Source organism: Microbulbifer sp. MKSA007 (genome assembly GCA_032615215.1).
GTDB lineage: Bacteria > Pseudomonadota > Gammaproteobacteria > Pseudomonadales > Cellvibrionaceae > Microbulbifer.
Genome location: CP128432.1, coordinates 25,475 through 47,651 on the forward strand (window position 1 = coordinate 25,475; position 22,177 = coordinate 47,651).

At 48.6% G+C, this 22,177-nt stretch carries 18 protein-coding genes; 10 read left to right on the forward strand and 8 right to left on the reverse strand.

The genetic code is table 11. The features are described 5' to 3' along the window. Positions 1-319: 319 nt before the first annotated feature. Positions 320-988, forward strand: a complete 669-nt coding sequence (locus tag QT397_02140) for a DUF2971 domain-containing protein (protein ID WNZ54068.1) — start codon at positions 320-322, stop codon at positions 986-988. Between the two features lie 81 nt (positions 989-1,069). Here QT397_02140 and QT397_02145 read toward each other — a convergent pair whose 3' ends face one another. Further along, positions 1,070-2,452: a hypothetical protein gene (locus tag QT397_02145; protein ID WNZ54069.1), complete on the reverse strand. Its 1,383-nt coding sequence runs from the start codon at positions 2,450-2,452 to the stop codon at positions 1,070-1,072. A 965-nt stretch (positions 2,453-3,417) separates the two neighbouring features. Between QT397_02145 and QT397_02150 the strand changes: the two genes are divergently transcribed. The 8 genes from QT397_02150 (at position 3,418) to QT397_02185 (ending at position 12,981) form a co-directional block, all read left to right on the forward strand. Continuing rightward, a complete protein-coding gene (locus QT397_02150; protein WNZ54070.1) occupies positions 3,418-3,945 on the forward strand; it encodes a nuclear transport factor 2 family protein in 528 nt (175 codons plus the stop codon). A gap of 79 nt (positions 3,946-4,024) precedes the next feature. Beyond that, entirely contained in the window at positions 4,025-5,074 is a 1,050-nt protein-coding gene (locus tag QT397_02155) for a radical SAM protein (protein WNZ54071.1), read from the forward strand. After that, complete coding sequence (locus QT397_02160; protein ID WNZ54072.1) at positions 5,071-5,358, forward strand: PqqD family protein; 288 nt, start codon at positions 5,071-5,073, stop codon at positions 5,356-5,358. The genes QT397_02155 and QT397_02160 overlap by 4 nt, the downstream gene beginning before the upstream one ends. Positions 5,359-5,362: 4 nt before the next feature. Continuing rightward, positions 5,363-5,491, forward strand: a complete 129-nt coding sequence (locus tag QT397_02165) for a hypothetical protein (protein WNZ54094.1) — start codon at positions 5,363-5,365, stop codon at positions 5,489-5,491. Next, entirely contained in the window at positions 5,466-6,815 is a 1,350-nt protein-coding gene (locus QT397_02170) for a radical SAM protein (GenBank protein WNZ54088.1), read from the forward strand. The genes QT397_02165 and QT397_02170 overlap by 26 nt, the downstream gene beginning before the upstream one ends. Before the next feature lie 9 nt (positions 6,816-6,824). Then, positions 6,825-7,769: a radical SAM protein gene (locus tag QT397_02175; protein ID WNZ54073.1), complete on the forward strand. Its 945-nt coding sequence runs from the start codon at positions 6,825-6,827 to the stop codon at positions 7,767-7,769. A gap of 93 nt (positions 7,770-7,862) precedes the next feature. Next, entirely contained in the window at positions 7,863-8,093 is a 231-nt protein-coding gene (locus QT397_02180; GenBank protein WNZ54074.1) for a tautomerase family protein, read from the forward strand. 568 nt (positions 8,094-8,661) lie between these two features. Further along, on the forward strand, positions 8,662-12,981 hold the full coding sequence (locus tag QT397_02185) for a hypothetical protein (protein ID WNZ54075.1): 4,320 nt from the start codon (positions 8,662-8,664) through the stop codon (positions 12,979-12,981). A 414-nt stretch (positions 12,982-13,395) separates the two neighbouring features. On the opposite strand, the gene repC is transcribed toward QT397_02185, so the two are convergent. Further along, a complete protein-coding gene (gene repC, locus QT397_02190) occupies positions 13,396-14,940 on the reverse strand; it encodes a plasmid replication protein RepC (protein WNZ54076.1) in 1,545 nt (514 codons plus the stop codon). A 417-nt stretch (positions 14,941-15,357) separates the two neighbouring features. Between repC and QT397_02195 the strand changes: the two genes are divergently transcribed. Continuing rightward, a complete protein-coding gene (locus QT397_02195) occupies positions 15,358-16,284 on the forward strand; it encodes a M48 family metalloprotease (protein ID WNZ54077.1) in 927 nt (308 codons plus the stop codon). Positions 16,285-16,345: 61 nt separating this feature from the next. Here QT397_02195 and QT397_02200 read toward each other — a convergent pair whose 3' ends face one another. Genes QT397_02200 through QT397_02225 form a run of 6 tightly spaced genes read right to left on the reverse strand, consistent with a single transcriptional unit; the run spans position 16,346 to position 22,074 of the window. After that, a complete protein-coding gene (locus QT397_02200; protein ID WNZ54078.1) occupies positions 16,346-17,449 on the reverse strand; it encodes a relaxase/mobilization nuclease domain-containing protein in 1,104 nt (367 codons plus the stop codon). A gap of 2 nt (positions 17,450-17,451) precedes the next feature. Further along, the gene (locus QT397_02205) at positions 17,452-17,802 is read right to left on the reverse strand and encodes a hypothetical protein (protein WNZ54079.1); all 351 of its coding nucleotides are present in this window, start codon (positions 17,800-17,802) and stop codon (positions 17,452-17,454) included. Continuing rightward, positions 17,802-19,082, reverse strand: coding sequence for a DUF5710 domain-containing protein (locus QT397_02210; GenBank protein WNZ54080.1), 1,281 nt, complete (start codon positions 19,080-19,082; stop codon positions 17,802-17,804). The genes QT397_02205 and QT397_02210 overlap by 1 nt, the downstream gene beginning before the upstream one ends. A 48-nt stretch (positions 19,083-19,130) precedes the next feature. Beyond that, on the reverse strand, positions 19,131-19,373 hold the full coding sequence (locus QT397_02215) for a hypothetical protein (protein WNZ54081.1): 243 nt from the start codon (positions 19,371-19,373) through the stop codon (positions 19,131-19,133). Beyond that, positions 19,370-21,136 carry a type IV secretory system conjugative DNA transfer family protein gene (locus QT397_02220; protein WNZ54089.1) on the reverse strand — a complete coding sequence of 589 codons (1,767 nt, stop codon included), beginning with the start codon at positions 21,134-21,136 and terminating at the stop codon, positions 19,370-19,372. Before QT397_02220 ends, QT397_02215 begins: the two co-directional genes overlap by 4 nt. Continuing rightward, positions 21,136-22,074, reverse strand: a complete 939-nt coding sequence (locus QT397_02225) for an ATPase, T2SS/T4P/T4SS family (protein WNZ54082.1) — start codon at positions 22,072-22,074, stop codon at positions 21,136-21,138. Before QT397_02225 ends, QT397_02220 begins: the two co-directional genes overlap by 1 nt. Between the last annotated feature and the right edge of the window lie 103 nt (positions 22,075-22,177).

Sequence of the window (22,177 nt, forward strand, 5' to 3'; positions counted from 1 at the left end):
GTGAGCCTGTCTTACATTACTTGCGCTCATTTTCAGTTACCTTGAGCCCACCCGGAACTATAGTCTTAAGTAATCTGATCCCAAGCCCAGCCTTCGATAACCTCAATCCGTTACACTTAGTTTGTAGAAGGCCGAAAGTAGGGGCTCCTACCTTACTCCGCTCTTAAGTGGGATGACTTCTGTAAGGCTTTCAGAAAAACACATCTTATGTAAAGCTATTCATGAATCAGATCATTTGATGTGTGCCTTAAGGGATATCAGGCTCCAGAGGTGATTTGGTTTGACAATAAGAGTGCACCTATATCGACGGGGATGGCTAATGCTGCTTTACAACTTTGTGTCTGATGAGTTTGGTCGATCAAATCTTGAAAACCGTCGACTAAAGGTTTCATTCCCTAATGCGGTCAATGATCTGTATGAGCACAAGCCATTCGATTTCGGCAGCAGAGAGGTTCGCAAAAAATGGAACCAATCAATAGATCTTCAGTCCCAAACACATGGCTTTGTTTCATTCTGTGAAGAGTGGGGTTCGCCAGCTATGTGGGCTCATTATGCCAACAATCATCGGGGAATATGCTGCGGTTTTGAAGTTAACGACAACTTGTTGACTAAAATGGATTATGTGGATGAGTTGCGCCCATTTAACATAGCCGCTCTTCGAGATCTCACAATCCTTGCGGATGAGATGGATTACGCTTTGCAAACCAAATCGTCAATCTGGAGCTATGAGCGCGAATGGCGAATGCACATAAAGTTGGGTGAAGAAGAGATCTTAGCTAAGAAGGCAAAAAGTCAGGAAGTGTTTTTTGCTGACTTCAATGAGAACATGAAACTGCGTGAAATTATCATTGGTGTGCATTCAGATATCACGAGTGAACAAATAAAAGACAACTTGGATCAGAAGGAGAACGTGCAGATCATCTCTGCACGGCCGTCATTCCGTGAGTACAAAATGGTTCCTCAAAGGCAAAAGGCCCTACAGAAGTAGTTACATTAAAGTCCTGTTGGGGAGCTTAGGAGTGCTGCCATTCTTATAGATTTGCTTTGACGTTGACCGAAACCTCATGATTCATTTCACTTCCTTGCATCGATCTAGGTTTGGTAAAATTGTGTCATTCAACTCCCGGTGTTCGTATAGCCTACGTGGTGTAGTTTCAGAAAATTTTAGTTGGTAGACAGAGGCTGAGATCGGACGAATGCGTACCCATGGATCACTCAGCTCCTCCGGGGTGAACTGTCCAGGCAATTGGCTATCCCATTTATCCGAGTCGATGCTGAAGTCTTCCAGGCTATAGTCTGCAAGTTTGTAGCCGTTTGCAAAGATCTGAAACGAATGAAGTTTTTCCGCAAGTGAACGATTGAGAACCGGCATGAAAGAGCACTCATCTAGGTCGCGTAGCAAAAGCCTAGGCTTAATCCGTATCATACTACCGTCATGGCGATAGTGCGTCATGATCGCACGAACTGGATCCATGCCTATACCGCCAGACGACCCAACTTGAATGAATTTATCAGTCTCTTCGCCATCCTCTTTATCGTTTGACTGGGCAGGAGCATCAATAAATGTAGCGCCATTTAAACGAAAATGTTGCTCCCATTGCCCACCGGATATCCCTGCTCCGATCCCAGGCTCCACACCGCGCTTACTGAGCTTTTCGGCATTTTCACGATACCTCGATGATTTGTCTGTAGATCCGAACCATAGCGTCATGATATCGTGTTTGATAGCGCGGAGTGATAAAAGAGAAAAGGCGCGAAAGTGTCCGATGTCTGTAGCGCGATAGTCTTGCTTGAGAACAAATCTGACGTGTATACCCTCTAATACGTCGTTCGCCTCTGCCAGAAATAGTAGCCGACCAAGAGTCTTCTCGACTCGTTGGAATCCGGTTGTCACAACATTCTGTACCTGATCACCGTACTTGGAGAGGAAACTCGCCTGTTCTGCAGGCGATAGCGGGATGTCCAGAAACTGGAACCTTATGAAGAAGCCACTTGGAGAGTCAAGTTCAATACGGAGCCGCTCTCTATCAAGAATATCGCAGTGGGTTACGCCAACATCTCTCGCTTCCGTTTTCATTTTTTCTTGTTCAGCCATCGTAAAATGAACATTGGTAAGGAATGCAAAAGCCTTTAGGTCGGGTTTTGCTGCATGCGCTGAGTTAAGGTCAGACGTGAATTTTTTCAGTATGTCTCGTTTTTGCTCGGTCGAGTCATTGGCTCCGTTTACGAACCCGACAGCACCAAATGCAATCGTTGAGGCATCATAGGTCGCCTCGATGTCTCTCCCACCATCAGGTCCCCCTTTTGGGTGACGGGGGCGTACATCAGAGTAGTGCGGGTCAATCGCCAGTATCGCACGACACATTTGCTCGCGATCCCTTTGATTTGCATCTAACCTGCTACGCAGGCGAATATCAGTATCAGTCGTCATTCTGATACGATTAAGGTTCATAGACTGAGTCGTCTACAGCAATCAAACGCCACTCTGAATGTCTTGATATGAGATAAATACAAGGGCTTAATGGGTTGGCCCCAACCTTAATTGAGTTCCAGGTCCGCCTAGAGGTTGCGCACCCTTTCTTGCTCTTAGCGGGAGATATATGAGTGATGTCCTTGGTGAGCGAAGCACCTAGTACGTGCTACCTGTTCACCAGCTGATTGAAACCCATAACTAACCAGTTTTAGCGCATCCGCACCAATTTCATGTTTAAAGTGGTTGGAGGCTTTTGCAGTGTATCGACCACTCTGACAGGTGATTACATGGCAATAGGCGTCATTCCAATATGAGAGCATATTACGGAGTATGAAGCACTACTACTCAGTGTGACAGTTTATTACTCTCCCACAAGAAGACGCAGTCTGCCGCAGTATAACAATGTCCGCTTTGGAGAAGCTGCATTGCGGTATCGACATGTATCATGAATGATTGGTTGGGGCCGTTCGAGTAGTTATAGATCGTTTGCGAGGGCTAGTGACGCCACCTCCTGGTGGTACTGTTTCAACCCCTGCTAGAAACGTCCCAGCGGCGGCTGTTGGCCCTGATTACAGGCATGCTGCTGAGTGACCTTACCTGCTACTCGATCTGACTAGGCAAACTCACCCGTCGGAGTAAGACACAACTTCAAGTCGATCTCATTCAATTTATGCTGAAGAAAGTATATTTTCTCATCAGAGCATATTTAAATTACACATTTACGCGCACCTGATTAATTCGCCCTCTTGCTAAGTACTACATAAATTTAGTTATTATGAATAATGCCATATTAGCGCGAAATATATTGATGAATAGCAGGCATCAAATGTAAAATCAGCAGAAGGATAGTTGATTTACATCAAGTTAGTCTACTAAATGTCGTGCTTTATTTTCATGGCAACTTCCTTTTATTAGCGAAATAAGTGAAAGAGAGGAATACAGTTATGGATATACGCGAGCTTAATAAAACTAGCTTGACGCCTTTAAGTAACATGAGTGTCATTGAGAAGTACTTTGCCGCAGTGAAGGAAATGGATGCTCATGCAGTGAAGGGTGAAAAGTTTAATACTGACACCATTATGGAGCTGTGGCACTCAGGCGGAACGCTTTCCATTCACGGCAAAGAGTCGATCGGCGAAAAAAGCTATACGAAACATGACGAAATTGCAGGGTTCTACCAAAACCGCGCCAAGGGCGTGGATGGCATGTTGGCAACCAACTTGTCTAAGGTAAATGTAGCCAACGCTAAGAATGATGAGCACATCGTTGTAAGTGGCTTGCGCTACATCATCAGCAAAAAGGGAGAAGGCCTTCAGGCGCCCTTTACCCATAACTTCCGCCTCCAGGATGGTCGTATCAGCTCTCTCGACATTCATGTGGGAACGCCAGGTAAAACTGAAGTAGCTCCTGTCGGCGCACTATCAATCGACGATCTTGGATCTCTCTCTGCCATGGCGTGGATGGTTGCCTAATCTGCCAAACCTATCTTTAAAAATTGGTTGAGGACAACGGCGTTTCGGCGCCGTTGCACCCCTTAATTGAGGTGTCGCGATGAAGCTATCTTCTCCCCTTTATGTTGTTTGGGAAACAACACTGGATTGCAATGCCCGCTGCGTGCATTGCTATTCCGACGCTTTGTTTGGCAGAGGGCCTGACTATTGGCCCCTTGAGGATGCACTGGAGTTGATTGATCAGCTTGCAGAGGCCGGTGTCTTCATTCTTGCGCTTTCTGGTGGTGAGGTGCTGTTACGTTCGGATTGGGAGCAACTGATAGACCATGCTACCTCCCTAGGTATGCGGGTCACGTTTGCGACCAATGGAATATTGGTAACTCAGGAGGTCGCAAGACGACTGAAGGAGCTCGGGGTTTCTAATGTGAGCGTTAGTTTGGATGGTGCGACAGCCGAAACTCATGATGCAATCCGCGGGCTGTCGGGTATTTTTGACAAGGCCTGTGCAGCAGCACAATACCTGACTGAGGCTGGTGTGCGGGTAACCATAAATTACACCCCAATGAAACCCAACTTGGGCGAGGTTCAGGATATGATTGCGCTGGCGCATCGCCTTGGCGCGGAAAAAATCAACCTCACGGAGTATGTTTATACCACACGGGGTGGTGTTGACCTGATGCCTTCACCTCAAGAGCTTGGTACGCTTTTGGAGGCTTGGATCAAGGCTGGTGAGACGTGGAAAGGTAAGCTGGAAATCGACTGGCACGATTGCCGGGTTGGCTTGCTGCTCCCAGAAGCTGAAGCAGACCCCTACAAGGGGTGTGGGGCTGGATATACTCACTGCCGCATAACCGTAGACCGAGATGTAACCCCTTGCGTTGTTCTGCCTGTTGCTGTTGGTAACCTCAAAGAACAGAGCTTTGCGGAAATCTGGCGCAGCGCGCCCGAGCTTCACAAGATCCGCTCCCGGGATAACATCAGCTCAGGCAACTGTTCTGTGTGTGAGCACAAGGCGAAATGTGGAGGGTGCCGCGCAGCCGGTTATGCTTGGTACGGTGATGTTTATGCTGGCGACCCAACCTGTTGGATCAAACCCGATATGCCAGAGTTCGGCTCCGGTACCAGTTATAAAAGGGAGGCAAGAGGTTGAGCGAGCATTTTACAACAGTGCGTCACACTGAGGGCGTGCGCTGCCGAACCGAGGAGGAAGGCAACTTTCTGCTCTATCACCCCAAAACCGACCAGCTTCACATTGTCACCAGCAGCGGTAAGGCAATCTTTGATCAGTGTGATGGCAAGGAAATCGATGAAGTTGTTCATCTGGGCGGTAAACTGCTCTTGCAGGAAAGCGATATGGAGGAAGAAGTGCTGAGAGGCTCAGTCCTTTCCTTTTTACAAGAGCTGAACAAGCGTAATCTCATTGAGTTCGGGTGAGGCTATGGGGCAGCGTGATCGGGTTTTATTTATCCAGCCGCCAACCTCCTTTAATCAAACCTCGCCGTGTCTTGATGATAAGCAATTTGGGCTTGGCTTGCTGGCCAATGCCGCATGGTTGGAAGCGCACTGAGTTCGAGGTGCGTGGCCTGCACGTGCCCTTAGCGCTGCATTATGGGTTTGAGGAGGAGGACGTGAAAGCATTCATCCTCAAAGAGGACCCAATAGTTATCGCTATTGGTCTCAACTGGGTTCATTTCAGCTCTGGCGCACTTGAGGTAGCCCGTCTTGTAAAGGCTTTGCTGCCTCATGTCCTGGTCTATATTGGCGGACAACACGCCACGATGTTTGCTGAAGACATTGCCAGTACCAATGCACCTTATGTGGATGGGGTCATCAAGGGTGAGGCCGAACATGCGCTGCTTTCTATTTGCCAGCAGGTCGCTCGATCTGGAAAGGTCACTGAAGACGTGCCGGGACTGGTGACAAGCACAGGAGATAGCGGGCCACCACTGATACTGGAAGAAATGGACGATTTTCCGGTTTATCGCTACTCCGTGCTCAAACCCCGCTCACTTCGACCAGACGCGGGTGCAATCTCTACCACACGCGGCGCATGTCCATTCAAATGCGCTTGGTGTGTGGAACCCGTCATTGGCCGCCTTCAGGGTCGGCGTAAGCTGATGTTTCATTCCGCAAGACGTATCGTAGACCAGATTGCAGCGCTGATGAGCGAAGGCATTACGCGCTTTACCATTCAAGACAATTTTTTTGTAGGCGGGAATGTCAAACTCATTGAGCTGAGTGAGGAATTAGTCCGGCGCGATATTCGCCCCGCTCACCTCAATATCTTTGCCCATCCGGAAAGCTATGGATATGAGGGCTATGCTGCCCTTGCTGCATGTTGTGAACTGGCCAGCGTGGATTTTGGCGTCGAAACCGGATCTTACGACGTGGCGCGGATCAACAACCGCCATCTCGACCGCGAAGAGGTGGTGCTCAGTATTTCCGAGGCGGTGCAGGCGAATGTCGAGCCGTTTACATGGTGGATGGCTGGCCTTCCCGGTGAGGATGAAGCTGCGCTATGTGATACAGAGCAGCTGATCCTTGAAACCATGAAGGTCGGTGGCATTCCGCGCTGGGTAAGCCCGATGATCCTGTTTCCGCACACGCCTATTCATGAGGATCCCGCCCGCTTTGGCGTAGAGCCACGCTTTAGGGACTTTGAGGATTATTCGAAGTTCTCTCAGGCGACGCTGACAGAGGCTGTTTTATTTTCAGACACCATCACTCACAAAAGCATCGGCTCCAGTTATGAAGATATTTGCAATGCCTCGCAGCGGCTACGCAAGTTTATCGCTCAAAATCTGCATCTTGTTGAAGAGTTTTATGAAACCAGCGGCATGCAACCGGATTTGAAGTCTGTTGAAAGCCGTATCCTGCAATCCTTTTTCTGAGAGGTGGTCATGTTCAGACCCTCCTATCCTTTGCACGTGGTTTTCATTTTAAGCAATCATTGCAACCTGTCCTGTATTCATTGTTCCTCCAATGCGGACAAAGCGGGCGATAAGGGCTATTCCACCAGCCGCGCAAAAGAGATTTTGCAGCAAATGAATGATGTTGGCGTTGTGGATGTTGCATTTTCCGGCGGAGAACCACTGCTGCGCCGAGACCTACCTGAACTGGTGACGTATGCCCGCAGCCTGAACATGACTGTAGGCACGAGTACCAACGGATATCCTTTGACGGAAAAAGCGGCCGAAAAATTGAAACAAGCCGATCTCTCAAGGTTACAGGTGAGCATTGACGGCACCCAAGAGGTACATAATGTCATCCGTGGACCCGGTTCTTTTCAAAAGGCGTTAGAGGCGGTTGAAATCTCGCTGGCGGCAGGGTTGAAAACCCACGTCTGCTTCACGGCCATGCGCCGCAACGCGCATCTATTGCCGGATATGCTAGAGCTTTGTGCGCAACTCGGGGTTGATGGGTTCAACCTCTCCCAGTTCATACCCACCGGACGCGGTGCATTGAGCGACGGGTTGGAACCTGATACAGCGCGCGCCTTATTGCAGACATGGCTGGTAGCCAAGGCCGATTACCCCGATCTGTATCTGTCCGCTCATTCCTCAGGATTGGCTTCACTCGCACCCGGTACTGATGCGCGCCGGGGAGGCTGTCAGGCTGGGATCAGCATTGCATGCGTCACTGCTGAGGGTGATGTGACACCTTGTGTTATGTTCCCGTTGTCATTGGGAAACCTGAAGGATGCCCCCTTCGGCGAGATCTGGTCAAACTCCCTCACATCAAGGCACTGCACCAACGCGATGTTAAGGGTGGATGCGCCTCTTGCTCTTTCAAATGGCAATGCGGCGGGTGCAGAGCCGCCGCCTGGGCGGTGGACCAAGATATGATGGCAGAGGACCCTTACTGCTGGCTCATACATGATAGACTGAGCGCCTGAGCTTCTTAATAAAATCAACCTCACGACAGAAAAGGAAAATGCCATGCCACACATCGTTGTTTATTCACCGCGCCTTCCCAGAGAGAAAAAGGTTGCTTGTGTCGCCGCACTGACAAAAGCTTTTGAAGAAAGTACTGGGCTGGACGCCAACCTCCTGACCATCCATATCGAAGAGCATTCCTACGACAACATCGGGGTCGGCGGTAAACTGCTGACAGATGCCTATCCGGAGATTGCGGAGCGTGAAAAACAGTTCCAGGAAACGGATCAGTAGCTTGATAATCCACCTTGAGGGTAAGGGAAGCTAAGGGCGTTTGAAAATACATAAAGCGCTTTACAAGAAATATGGATGCCACGAAGTAAAAAATTGGATTGCATGGATATAGTCACGCTCTCATGGTCAGTTCCTGTGTAGTCTGACCATTTGCGGTCATTCGATTTGACTCGATGTAATCTCTATCGGTGAGAGTTCTCAACTTTAGGTCGATATTATACAGTCTGGAACTGGCCAATCCAGCAGCTAACACTAGAATAGTATTTTGCCTGAGTATCAAACTATTGTCTGTGCTGAATGACATAAACCTAAAGGGCTAATTATCTGCATTGGGTTATCCATATATCTTGGCACAAAATGAAAAGGTATCAGGATCCTGAGATTGCGGAACCACTCAGAGCGACAAGACAAAGAAAATTTTAGAATAAGTAAAGAAAAAAACTCACGAAATTACTGCAATGTATTCACTAATAACAAGACAGGTGTAGCTGATTTACTACAAAGGCACTCATACTCGATAGAAATTAAAGTCATAAGACCATTTCGAGTGACTGGATGGAGTGTCTTGATGGGTAAGGTTAGGTTTGAAGATCAGGAAAATGAGCCTCAGGATCCACAAGTAGAGGCCTGGATCATTGGAATGATGCAGGAGATAAATGCCAAGGAATCTCCCAAGGAGCCGGAACCATCATCTCAGAGTGTTGAGAATGGAGATAACGCAGATCATGATGCGTTTTACGAAATTCCACTATTTGATCTCGAAGAAGAAGCAAGTTGGACAGATAAACTCAATGCTCTGGCGGCAGAGATAACGAAGCTGGTACCCAAAATTGGGCATGCTGACAAACTCGGAGAGAGTGTGCCTAACGGCCCGTACAAAGCCAAGTTTAAAAATGCACAAACCAAGTTCACCGATTTTGTACATGAACTTGGAAATCAGCATGCAGCTCTTTCCTCGAAGAAGGGGGATGAAGAGGGGCTTGAAAAGCTTGGGACTGGAATTTTGGAGGCTCATTCCCTTTATGGGGATGTTGAGGCGCTGGTTTATAATGCCAACAAATCAATGGATGAGATCCTTGCAGGATTGCGTGCTCAGTCTGCTAAGCTCAATTCAGAGTTGGAGATCCTTTATGGTGAGCGTACTGCTCTTGTGAAATCTGGCGTCAGTGTTGGTGAGGTTGATAAGGCCTATGCCACTGCACGGGAGGCCTTGCGTGACGTTAACACAGGTATCAATACGCCAAAACCAGAAATGGCTGAGCAGGCGTTGGACCGACTAGCATCAACTAAAGATGACTTGGCTGCTGCTGTCCGCGCTGCAAAACGAGACGGGGAGGCTCGTCTTGATGCGGTTTTAATCAAGTTATCACTCGTTGAGAGGGACGTGAGCAAAACGGCCGAAAACAGAAGTGTTGTTGAAGACTCAAAGTTGTTCCTGAAGTGGTTTGATGTGGAGCATGAGGCGGCTCAAAAGTCGCTCAGACAAGCGAACTCAGCTGTTCATAGTGCAGACTATGTTGGGGTCGACAGGTTCATTGCAGAAGCGGAAGATCATCAAGCAAACATGCAGCGATTTGTTTTGCGTAAGATCCTCAATCCGGATCTGGATGATGAAACGGGTGATAGTGTTGACGAAACGAAGCTGAAGGATCCTGAGCTAAAGCGACTTTTCAAAGATACTACAACGATCCGCCGGCAAGCCGAGCAAACTTTCAAAGACAAAGACAAGGTTGCGGCTGGTGGGGCCAACGTCAAACAATTTGAGCAAGAGTTCAAAAGTGTTATGTCTTTGACGAAGAATGCACAGGCTGACATCATTCATGGTGAAAGTCAGGAGGCCGCTGCAAAAAATGATAAGGCCAGAAGCAGTCTTAAGAGACTGGAGGATATCCGGCAAGAGACCGTTTCCGCAGCAAATATCGCCTTAGATCAGCTTGAGCAACTCAAAATTGCGGCAAAGCCTGCTTATGACTTTTATCCGGAACTACAGGCGCTTGCTCAAGAAAATGAGCAGTACCAAAAATCCTTAAAACGCTTCTCTAAACAAATTGCGGACTTTGACTTCTTTATCAAAACTGCAGAGCACCATGTTCAGGCTGGAGAACTTATTGTGGCTGATGGCCAGATTGCACTAGCGCGTCGGCCTCTGAACAACTTGATCTATCGAGTGCAGGACTTTACGCAGTTTACACCGGAGAAAGATCAGGGCGGAGCGGCTGGAAAGCTGGCTCGTCAAGTCGCTATGATGCGAGCGGATTATGACAAACTGGCTGCTCACGCCAGTGACTTCACCGACAATGAAGAACTCAAGATTTTCGAGAACTTTTCACAAAAGACAAAGCAGTTCCTAGATGGTGCAGATGAAGCCATCGCTGCGAACAATATCGAAGAGGCTTTTGATCATAAGGAAAATAGTCAAATTGCCATGGATGGCATGATGATCGCCTATGAGCGTGGGGTAGACACGTCTGCCAAAGTCAATCTGTTCATGAAAGATATTGAGGATGCGCAGTCGAAAATAGCAGCACTTTATGGGCGCCGTCAGGAAATTGCCTATGACAAGCAAGCGACTGATTTTTTAAGTTACAACACTGCTGCCGGTGAAATTGTTTTTGAGGCGGAAGCACTTCTAAATGCTGGGCGCGTGAAAGATGCGCGAGGTATTTTGATGCAATTGCCCATAGCTCTGGCCAATATGGAAGCCTGTTTTGTTAAACCTAAAGGTTTGAGAAAAGGTAAGAAGGCAACGCCAGAGAGTTACGAGCCCGCTTCAGGGCCTCAATCAGAGGATCCTGCGGACTTAAATGTGTCGGAAGACTTGATCACTGATGGTGATACCTCTCAAAAAACACTCGAAAAATTGCTGGCTAATCTTACCGCGCTTCGAAAAGGTCTGAGCGATGCTGAGACCAAGTGGCGCGCAAAGCTAGGGAATAATGTTCTCGGTGAATTTGATAGCATCCTGAAAGAAGCAAAGCAGCTTACCGTAGATGCGCAAGATATTGCTGATCGGGATACTGAGGATGAAGACGAAATTATCCCGGACCTTCAACTTGCTCTGTCGAGTGGGTATACGCTCTTTGGGCAGCTGCAAAGCATCTTTAAAACGAGATCAACCAAGTCTGTCGATGGGGGGAAGACTGAGGTTCTTGATCCTCCGATCTTTGATCAAGAAGAGCGGACGGTGATGAGGATTCTCAAAGACATGAAGCGACTTCGAGAAGGCATAGAGCGTGCCAATCTTAATTGGACTCCAAATCTGATGCCTGAGAAGATTGCTGACATGAATGCTGCGCATCAATCGGCTCTCTCCAGTCTTGATAACGCAGATGTTTGGGCTGATCAGGACGACAAGCAGGCTTTTGAAATTTTGCCCCAGCTGAAGATCTACATGTCGGAGGCAAAGGCTGGTCTGACATTAATGCAAAAGATCTTTAAGACCTCCGAGGAGATCAAAGAGAACCTGCTGAAGTCGTTGAAGGACAGTGTATCCTATCATTTATCCCGGTTTGATACGGGTCTTGCCAAACTTGATGAAGCTGTTGACTGGGCTGTTGATCTCACAGCTGTTGAGGCGGCTCGCAACCAGGGGATAGCAGCTGTTAACGGCTTAAAGACAGCAGTTATGAACCGTGACGTGGAAGTTGCGAAGTTTCAAGTGGATGCAATCGAGGAGGCCGTTGTTGCATTGACGACCGCAGTTTCGGCGGCTCTTGACAACTTTCAGGAGCTTAAGAGCGAGTATGCTCTCAAAGTTTCCGATCTTGGTACTCGTCACGCTCAGTTGTCTGGCCGTTCAGATAGTCTGCTTGGCAACGAGACCGAACTAAGAAAGTTCATGGAAAGTGATAGGATTGTAAGCAACTTGCTCAAGACTGTGGGGCAGATGGTCGAGACATCTACTCAGGCCGAATGTGACAGTGATCTGGATGATATCGATAGTTCGCTGGATGTTATGGAAGCTATACTCACTTTAAACGGTGATCTGGGTCTTGAGCCGGAAGAGCCAAAAGCAGAACCGACGGCGACTGCCAAGTTGAACGCGCGGGTTGCGAAGGTCAGGCAAGAGTTGCTCGCTGTTTATCATCAGCGCAATGAGATTGAGCATATCGCCGAGGCAGATCCTGTCGCACGGAAGCATTTGAAGCAGCTTGATACTGCCTATAACGTCGCGGAGGAAACGCTCGTCTCACTTGAGGATGAAAAGTCGGTGGATCCTGAGCGCAGCTTTGAAGTGATAGATGTCCAAATTCAGGTTATGCAAACCAGCCTGAATGAAATCAAAACAGTTGCAGCGAAAAATCCAGAGGTTGTGCCGGAAACGGAAGACCAGAAGACAACGATATTTGCCAGTCGGATTGGATCACTGCGGGATGAGCTCACCGTTATGAGCAGTCAGGTCAGCGAGTTTAAGGATCCATATGAGCGAGAAACTTTCGAGAAGCTTGTGAGTGAGTTGGGTGAGATCGCTAAAGATCTTCAGATAGCCTTGATAAACAGAGATTTTGCTGGCTGCGACAAACTTCTGCTAAAAGGTCAGACCCGGATTGATAAAGGGAAGAAGCTTTACAAACTAGGTCGTTTTACTGCTCAGGAGTTTGAGCAACTCAGAGAGTTTTACAGCACTTCGGTCGAAACTCTGAAACAACTGAGCGAGAAGCAGTCTACGCTTAAAACACAGAAGAAGCTTAATGTGTTTCAGGCCCAGCATGAAAAAGCAAGACAAGGCCTCTCCCGTATTCAGGTGTCGATAAAAGCAAACAGGGTGAAAGAGTCGCGCGGAGATATAGGTGAAGTCGAAAAGGCGCTTGCTGCGTTGAAAGACTTGTTCAAATCCAAGCGAGAGAAGCTGAAAGAAACTTTCTCGCGCAAGAAAGGGAAGAAATAGCCTTCACTATGTCCAGAAAATACATCAGCGTTCTTCATGTAGTTTCATAGCGACATACTGCGTTTGCCTAGCTCTTGTCTTGTGCAGTACGATCCGACATGCTTGCTCCCTGGGAGAGTTTTCAAACGCAATTCGCTCCAATACCAGCTTGCAAAACACAAAACTCTTCATCACCAAAGCGATCCTGTCTCAACCAAAGATTGAATAGGCCTAATGGCCGGTAATGGCCCAACTTTGCCATTTCCCCTACGATCTCAGCGCGTTGCATTCATTCTCAGAAACCTGAGCCTGTCTCAACTAACTCGAGCCCAGTCTCATGTAATTTGAGCTTAAGCGAAATTACAGTCTCAAATAATCTGAGCCCAAAATCGCGATGATCTCAAGTCGAGCCATCGATAACATCAAGCCGCTACCCTACTCGTCGAGGTTCGCCTTGCTCAGCAGGCCGAACACCGATTTATGAAGGTGCAACTCTCCGTGTTCAGCTTTGGCAAGGCAACCGCGCAAGAAACCACCATACGAGTTGATTGGCATTTGTGGATCGGCACCTTTGCGCTCGGCCACAATGATAATCGTTGCTGCAGCGGTGGCCCCAACTACCGCGCAGGCTTGTTTCCAAGCTGACTGTGAGATCCCAAGATATTGAGATGCTTGCTCGGCGGCCGCAACTATTGCAGACCAGTCAACCTCCTTGGAGCACTGTGCATTCCTGATCATCTCTTGCAAGATCGGACTGGCACAGGCGAGAACTTGCTTGAGGGTGATATGCTCAATGCCAGATGTAACGTTCTGCGTTTTTGAATTACCTGCAGGAGGTAAGGGCAGGGGGCTTTGCTGGATCTCAGCAATCTCAAGTTCCAGTTGACTGGCTCTGGCCTCGTTCCCACACTTGATCTTTTCAAGAGCCCTTTCCGCGTGAGCGGAACCACATGATTTTAAGTCAGTGCCGTTAGGCAATGGCCGCTTGTGCGCAGCATTACTTCTTTCGTTAGAAAGTGTTTGGTTTGTATTGTTTGTATTTATGTGTCGGAATTCTGTTTCCGACCTGCCGGAAGTTTTCTTCCGACCGGAGCATATTTGAGTATCGGATTCCGATGCTGGTTCTTCCTCATTTTGGTCAGCTGATGACTGCTCATTCTCTTCCTGAAACTCGGCTATCAGCTGCAGCATTTGCTTACTCCATTGCAACAGCTGAGTGATGGTCAAACGTGCCTCGATGCGGCGCGGCAATGATGTGATCAGCTTTTGAGCTTCACCCGCAGCTGGATGCTCCGGACGCGATGTCAGTTGCTCTCTCAAAACCCGCTTATGAAGGAGGAGCGTTGTCTTTTGCTGCTTCCAAACCCGGGCGCGTTGTTCAAGTTCTTGAGCCATGCAGTAGAGGCGCTCATAGCTTGCTGCCAGCGGCGCAAGGTTGACGCCAAATGCTTGAACAAGCTCTCCATCCGCTGAGCGATGACCGAACCGGCGTAGATTGCCGCTATCATGCCAGCACACCAGACCAGCGCGATTCAAAGCACGCTCGATGTTGAGAACCTGGCGTTCGCAGATCGCCCGTTTGTTGGCGGTCGCACTCACAGTCAAATACACAATCGGATTACTGCCGCACTGCCAGTCTTGATCGCGTGTATAGCCAACCAGAAACTCCAAGTGCGCAACTTGTGTTGAGGTCAAACCAAGTTCGCGCTGCAGTTTCTTTACAAGTGACAGCACATCCCATCTGGATACTGCGACCGGTAATCCAGAAAAGCTTCTGGCCGCAACTTCTGCACTTTCGTTCTGTTGGCGCGATGTATTGCCAACACCAAAATCTGCCGTGGGCTCATCGAGCATAAAGGCATCAATAAACATTCCAAAATTCCGCATCAAAAGGATGCTCAGGAACCAAATTGAGAATGCAAAATCCCATTCGCAAAAAAATTGCGTTCTGCACTCTTGCAATTTCTGGGAGGACAACATAAAAAATTAGGTGCTAACTGTTTTTTATATTGTTCTCCCTGGTTGCTCCTGGCTTCCAGGGTTTACTTTTTAAGGCCTCAAATCGCCTTTCTATTTGGTTTTACGCAGCCCGAACTCTGATCCGATATCCAAGGCGCGTTTGATCGAATTTGCATAGAATTGTTACAAATGCCCACTCCTCCAAAAAGTAAAAGTTTAACTAAATCGCATGTTACGCACATGTTAGGTAAGTAAATGGATCACTTTTTCTGCCGATCCTAACCACCGTCAAATTCATCCAAGATTATTGATAATCAATCACCTAGATATACTGTTAACCATCTTAAAACTACTTGTGAACAAATGCGGAACCAACGCAAGTTTCATTGAGTGCAACCTTAGGTTATTATAAAATAAGTCCAGTAGAGGACTAATCAAATGCGCAATCTTTTCAGACATATAGCTATCGATTTGAACTGGTTTATATCGTGGAGCATCATTGCTACTGCTGCGCACGTTGCTCTGTTCTGGGTTGCCATGCCAATTACTTGGTCCATCAACACGTTTGCTGACTTGCCGTTCCAGATCCCAGAAGAGTCTTCCCTTCTGATTGCAGCTATTCAGGTGTTCTTGTTCTGGTTGATCTTGCGCGTACCTGGCCTGGTCGAATTCTTCTATGACATTGAACTTGGCGCTCGTCATCCTTCTGAGTATGAACTGCATCAGATCGAAGCGGCTTATGCTTACCTGCAGGGCATTGCTGATGCCAAAGGTATCAAGCTGCCTCGCATCGTCTGGCGTGTGATTGACAAGCCCAACTACAATGCCTGCGCCTTTGGCCGTAACAGAGTCGCGCTTAATCAGGGCGCTCTTTACGACACCAAGTTTAGAGACAGAGGATTGGAGGAGCTGGCTGCTCTCATTGCCCATGAGATCGGTCATCTGCGCCACTGGGATACAGTGCACATTGCCATTCGCACAGCTCTTGTGTGGCCTTTCCTGTTTGCCTTGAAGCTCAACAATCTGGTTTACAGAATTCCGTTTGTCGGCCTGTTTTTCAACTTCGTCATCATTCCCTGCAATTTTATCATCACAATTGCTGCTCGGCTCACCGGCCTGACCTCTCGCATGGGAGAGTACCGAGCAGATGAGTTCTCTCAAAAGCTGCTTGGTAAGGACCGCATGTTGCAGGTGTTTGCTGGCCTCAGTGAAGAGCGCGGCGGCACCAACATTTTGGCGCACTACCTCAACTCGCATCCTCCTACAGAGCTGCGACGCGAAAACCTGCGCAAACGGACTGACTATCGTCCTCAATTCAACATTCCTCCAACATCAGATCTTATCGAGCTCTTTCGCAAGCAATAAGCCACTGTCTGTCTTAAGCCGTTAGCACCAAGCAGCTTGAGGGCAGGGTGGCCGCATTGCATTAGCGCTCCAGCTCCACTTTCTTTTGCACCTTGTTCTGCTTCAGCTTGATACCCAGATGCTGTTCCAACAGTCCTGGTTGTCGTCTTGAGCCAAGTCCCATCAAGGACAGCATGGCTTCTTCCCCTTTGATCATTTCAACTGCAGCACGATTGAGTGTTGATTGCTCCCTCAAGAATGCTCTCCAGCTGTGTTTGGGCTTAGGTTTGCTCAGCTGATCGGTGAACTTCTCCCAAAGATCTGATTGGCGATGCCGGTCGTAAAGCGGCCTGCGCTCGTAGCGATCTTTGCGCTGTTCCTGGCTGAGATCTTTCTCCGGTGCCTGATAGGGTCCGAACTTGTCTTCCAAGGCCTTCTTTGAAAAGTCACGATGGACATTGCTTGCCTTCTCAGTGCGGTGTCCTTCCATTTCCTTGAACACCAGACCGTTGCCGCGCTTTTTCAGTTCAACCGAGTAAGCAGCAATGCCCTCATGAAGCTCCGCCCATGTTTTTGCATTCTCGCGGATCTTCAATAGTTCGCTCTGGTAGTCCTTCACATAAGTAGAGAACGAGACTTCAAAGGTGTTTGCCTCATAGTCGCGTGCCTTTGGATTCTTCTTATCAAGCGCTTCACCCTTGGCGTTGGTGCGGGTCAGGTCGTGCTTTTTCTCCATCTCCAGACGAACGCGCTCAAGCGTCTCAAAGTCTCTATACGGCGTACAGACCTTATATGTTGTCGGATGAACACGGTTGACCGCCACGTGCATGTGAAAGTTGTCAGTGTTTGTGTGGGTCGCAATGATGCGCTCGTGCTCTTCAAAGCCCAGCTCTTTTGCAAAGGCTTTTTCAATGTCCTTCAGCACATCCAGCTCCGGCACCTCACCTTCAGCAAACGAGATCACCAGATGATAGGAGCGGTCACCCTTTACGCGAGTGTTGTGAGCTTGCGTGTTCTCGATTTCGACAATGGCATGATCCAGATCTTCTAATGAGGATGCAAAGCTACAGTTCTCAATCCAGAGATCTCCCAGCTTTTCATTCTCTTCCTTAGCTGCAGCCACATAGCGAGCCAGCGCCTTAAAAGAATTCTTTCCGGACTTACGAGCAATCTTGTGAGCAATCATGGTTACAGCGCCAGCACCTTGGCCTTGATAGTCTGCTGGGTGTTGCGGATCTCACCAAAAAGTTCATCAATATCTGCAAACTTCGATTTCAGATCTGGGTCAGTCAAAACCGCATTCAACAAGTTGCCCAATCGCGCCTGGTCATGATTGATCTTCTTTAGGGCATCAATTGCCAGCATTCTTGAAGGGTCAGGATGTGCCGCATTGATCAGAACATGTTCAACATAGTGGGCCTGCTTCATTCCTGAAGCAGCGATCTTTTTGCGAGTTTCGTCACATAGCCACTTGGGTAAGCGAACTTTAAATTCTTTTCGCCGTTCATCTTCTGGTTTACGCCGTTTCACCTGATCCATTACGCAACCTCCAAATCACGGGACATTTCTTTTTTTGGGGAGCGACTTAGCTCCTGTTCTTTGATCTTTTCAGCATCAAGGGACTTGCGGGCTTGCATCAAGAACTGGAAGGCGGCTTTGTCGTCACCACGTTCGTTTGTCAGGTCATTCCAATCTTTCAAACCTTTCGCTTTTTCTTTTGAGTTAAGAAGAGGTGGGACGACATATCCGCCGACCGCACGTGCGGCTTCTTCAGCTTTCTCCATGCCTTTGTTTGGAAGAGGGTTCTCACGAGCTGTCAGGTGGTGATCGTCATCAGCTGCAAAGAGCATAGTCACATCGGGAAACTTCTCACGCATGGCTGAGGCGACCTTGATCAGGTTATCTGCATCAAACGTAACAAGGACTGGTTTGTTTACGAGCCGGTGAACCGATGCTCCGGTTGCATAGCCTTCAGCGAATATTAGCGTATCACCTAGCCCGAGTTTGTTTGAATCTTTGAGATACTGCTCTGGGTCAATTGCGTGGAACAGCCCTTCTTTACGACCGTTCATAAGGTAGCGCTTCTGATCTCCAACGAACTGCAAAGAATGGATGCGCAAATCCGTATCGCGCAGTGGCACAACCATGCGGCCATCTTTATCCAGCTTGACGCCATAACCACGAACTTTTTTGCGCTTGAGATAATCGCAGTTAGACGGCTTGGCCCATTCAGAGGTATTGCTCCAGATCCCAAAAGCTGTTTTTGCGGCTTTTTCCTGAGCTAATTGCCGCTCTTGTGCTCGATCTTTTGAAGCTTTTTTTCCAGCTTCAACGGCTTTGGCTAACGCATCTTTGGAAAGCTTGAAGCCGTCAAACTTCCACTTTTCTTGTGTACCTCGGAAATTATGCAGCATTCCATTTGGAACAGAATCTTCAAGAAAGGCACGATACGAAGCACTCTTGTCAGGATCTCCATCAATTTTAACCCGATGCCACTTACCGTCCATTTTTGCTAAACCATCAAGCAGGACATTATTTGATCTCAGCCAGTCGCTAAACTCCTGAACAGGGTCTCGATTTTCCTCTGCTGCAGGGGCTTTGCCTTCAACAGACCATTGCTTTGTTTTCTCTGCCACCTTAGCGCTTGGCGCGTACCAGCTGCCTGCCTCTTTATCCCATCTGGCACCCAGTTCCTTTGCCTTCTGGTTTTCTTCATATGGCACGGCGAGGTAGATCCGCTCTCGCTTCGATGTTTTGGCCTTTGGGCCATTATCATTTGCTTCTTTTACGCGTTGATCTTGCTTATCAAGTGCGGGCATGCGGTCTCTCCTGCAGGTTCAAAATGACAGAAAAAATGAGATTAAAAATCATGATGAGGCCTCTGGCTGCGGGCCTTCAGCAGCTTTCATAAAGCGGGCTAGCATCGGGTCGGATTCAGGCTGTGTCGTAGTCTGATCCGGTTTATCCGCTTGTTCCGGCTCTTGTTTTTCCTGCTCTGGATCTGCAGGTGTTTGCGCTGGTATCTGGACCGGTTGAACAGGTTTAGAAGGGGCTATCAAAACACCATCTTTAACGTTGCCGGATGGCTTTAGTTTAGAGCGATCCCTCATCTCTTCGTCCTGAAGTACAAGAACTGCTGGCCGTAGATGGTTGGTTTGCCAGCGGTGAAGATGAGCATCTTTCCTGGCCCTGTGACTTTGCCGTCCTCGTCATATTCCAGACCTGGCAAGAGCATGCATTCATCTGGAGTAAGCAGGGGACGTGCCACTTCAGAAAGGCTTTCAGAAACACTGGCGGAAGCTTTGTCCAGATTCTTGGAAACAGACCGCTTTCGTTGCACGACCGTTGTCTTACCAGTCATGTCAGAAAGGACACGAGCGGTCTCAATCTTGTTGGGTGCATAAGCGATGCGTACATGGCAGTTGGAGATAATGCTCTCATCACGACCATATGCTTTTTGAAGCTGGGTTATGTCCTGTGTGATCAGGAAAGCTTTCAGGCCATATCCCGCCATGAACGCCAGTGACGTTTCGAAAATGTCGAGCTTGCCGAGCTGCGGAAACTCATCGAGCATCAGGAGCATGCGGTGCTTGTAAAGCGTCTCATCTTCATTGTGAGACATCTTCGCTGTCAGGCGCGTCAAGAACTGATTGAGGATGATCCGGATCAACGCCTTCATGCGCGTGATCTCTGCAGGCGAGAGGATCAAATAAACATTGGTCGGCTGATCGGCATTCATCAGATCGTTGATTGTAAAGTCGCTCTCAGAAGTGTTCCGCGCCACTATGGTGTCTGAGAAAATCGCAAGCTGAGCGGTTGCAGTAGAAACAACACCAGAGCGTTCATTTGGAGCACGCTTGCGCATCCGACCTGCACAGCGACGGACTTCTCTGTCAGCATCTTCATTGCCGTGGTCATAGCTCTCCATGTCATGCAAGACACGTTCAAAGCTATCATCCTCATCCTTCTTGCCAGTAGCTTTGGCCTTCACCAACTCATCCAGCTTATCAGCTAAGTTGGCTTTAGAATCTTCATCTCCAACAGAGAGAAAATAGAGAACGTCTGTCAGTGTAGCGGTGCGTTCTTCTTCGTTTCGCACACGGTAGAGGACATGCAAAATTGTGGTAGACAGCCACGAAAAGCCTTCCTGTTCCCAAAAGTCTTTCATCCCCTGGCCTGATGTGTCGATGATCATGGTAGCGACATTCATGCAGTCGCCAATCTGCTCCTCCTGCCCGATCCGGATCTCCTGCAGCGGGTTGTAGCGGGCAGATCCCTCTTTTGCGCTTGGCTCAAAATAGAAAACATTTTGACCTTGTGAGGCACGCCAGCCTGAGGTCTTGGCGTAGTTCTCACCCTTGATATCAAGCACGATGGTGCTTCCAGGCCAGGTGAGCAGAGTAGGGACGACAACACCGATACCTTTACCTGAGCGGGTAGGGGCGAATGCCAAAACGTGTTCAGGTCCATCATGGCGAAGCATGGTGGTGCCCTTCAGCTTGTCTTCCAGCCCACCAACAACAACGCCTTTGCCGCGCAGCAGACCCATTTTTTCGATCTCTTCACGCTCGGCAAAACGCGCAGATCCATGAAGGGAAGCAGATTCATGTTCTCCGGAGATTGTTGAACTGGAGGCTCGCTCCATAAGTATGCGGCCAACAATCATGACTGCGATCATGGAAGCAAAACCGCCACCGAACGGGAACAGGATCTCATTGGGAAGCGATTTAGTCTGAACATAAAAGGCATAGAGCCACTTCCACCACTCGGGGTCAGTGGGATCAAACGCGAGCGTGTAATACCAGCCTGCGAGCGTGACAACGATAAAGGCAAATATGGAGACAAGAGCAACAACTCGTGGGAATACATGCATCACTGAGGCTTCCCGTCTTTGAGGATGTAACGGTTGTTTTTGACCTCGTAGATATCGGTGACGTGACGCACTCCGCGGTCAAATCGAGTGATATGGAAGATCACATCTACCAGCGTGTCGAAGTACTCGCTGACTGGCTTTGTCAGGTTCATGCCCGACATATCGATGTTATGCTGAAACCGCTCGACCACCATCTCAGCGCGGTCGGCGTGAATGGTGCACATCCAACCCTTCGCGCCGGTGTTAAGCGCGTTCAAGGCCGGAAAGGCATTTTCAGTAGAGATCTCTGAGAAGATGATGCGATCTGGAGAGATACGCATTTTGTGATTAAAGAGTTGCTCCCATGTTCTCAGGCCTGCGCCTTGTGAGGCTTCACGAGCTGCAAACAGCGCAGATCCATTCCAGAAGCGCTCAACTTCCAACTCCGGCGTATCTTCGCACGACACAATGCGCTCTTGGACAGGCAAGAGGCCAAGCAGCTTGTTCAGGAATGTTGTTTTGCCAGTGTTGGTGGAGCCGGATATCGCAATATTCCAACGCTTGTGCATGGCTTCACCAATGTAGTCGATGATCTTTTGGCGAAGCCCCAGATCTTCGAACTTGATCTCGTAAGGGTGTTTGCAACGCACTGCCATGGAAAGGCCGTTCTGCGTGCTTGGCCCAATCAGGCACTCAAAACGATGGCGCTCAGGAAGTGACACGGAAAGGTTTGGGTTTGTATCTTCGGAAAACTTCAAGCCGTTGTAGTTGGCAAGCGCCTGACATATGCGCCGGATCTCGGTGAAGCCGATATTTGGCGTATCGATCAGCTGCAGGTCTGCTTTGCGGTGCTCCATAATGAGTTTCCGAGGCCGCATTTGGCGTACCTCAACTACATTAGGATCGCTGTAGAACTCAGCTAAAGGTTCCATAAGCTTCATTATCAGTGCATCAGACATGACTTACCCATTCACCCTGAGAGTTGTCTCCGGGAGCTACTTTCAAGCCGTTGGCTTTACGTCTTAATTTCAGTTTGAATGAGAGTTGGCAGACAAGAGCTCT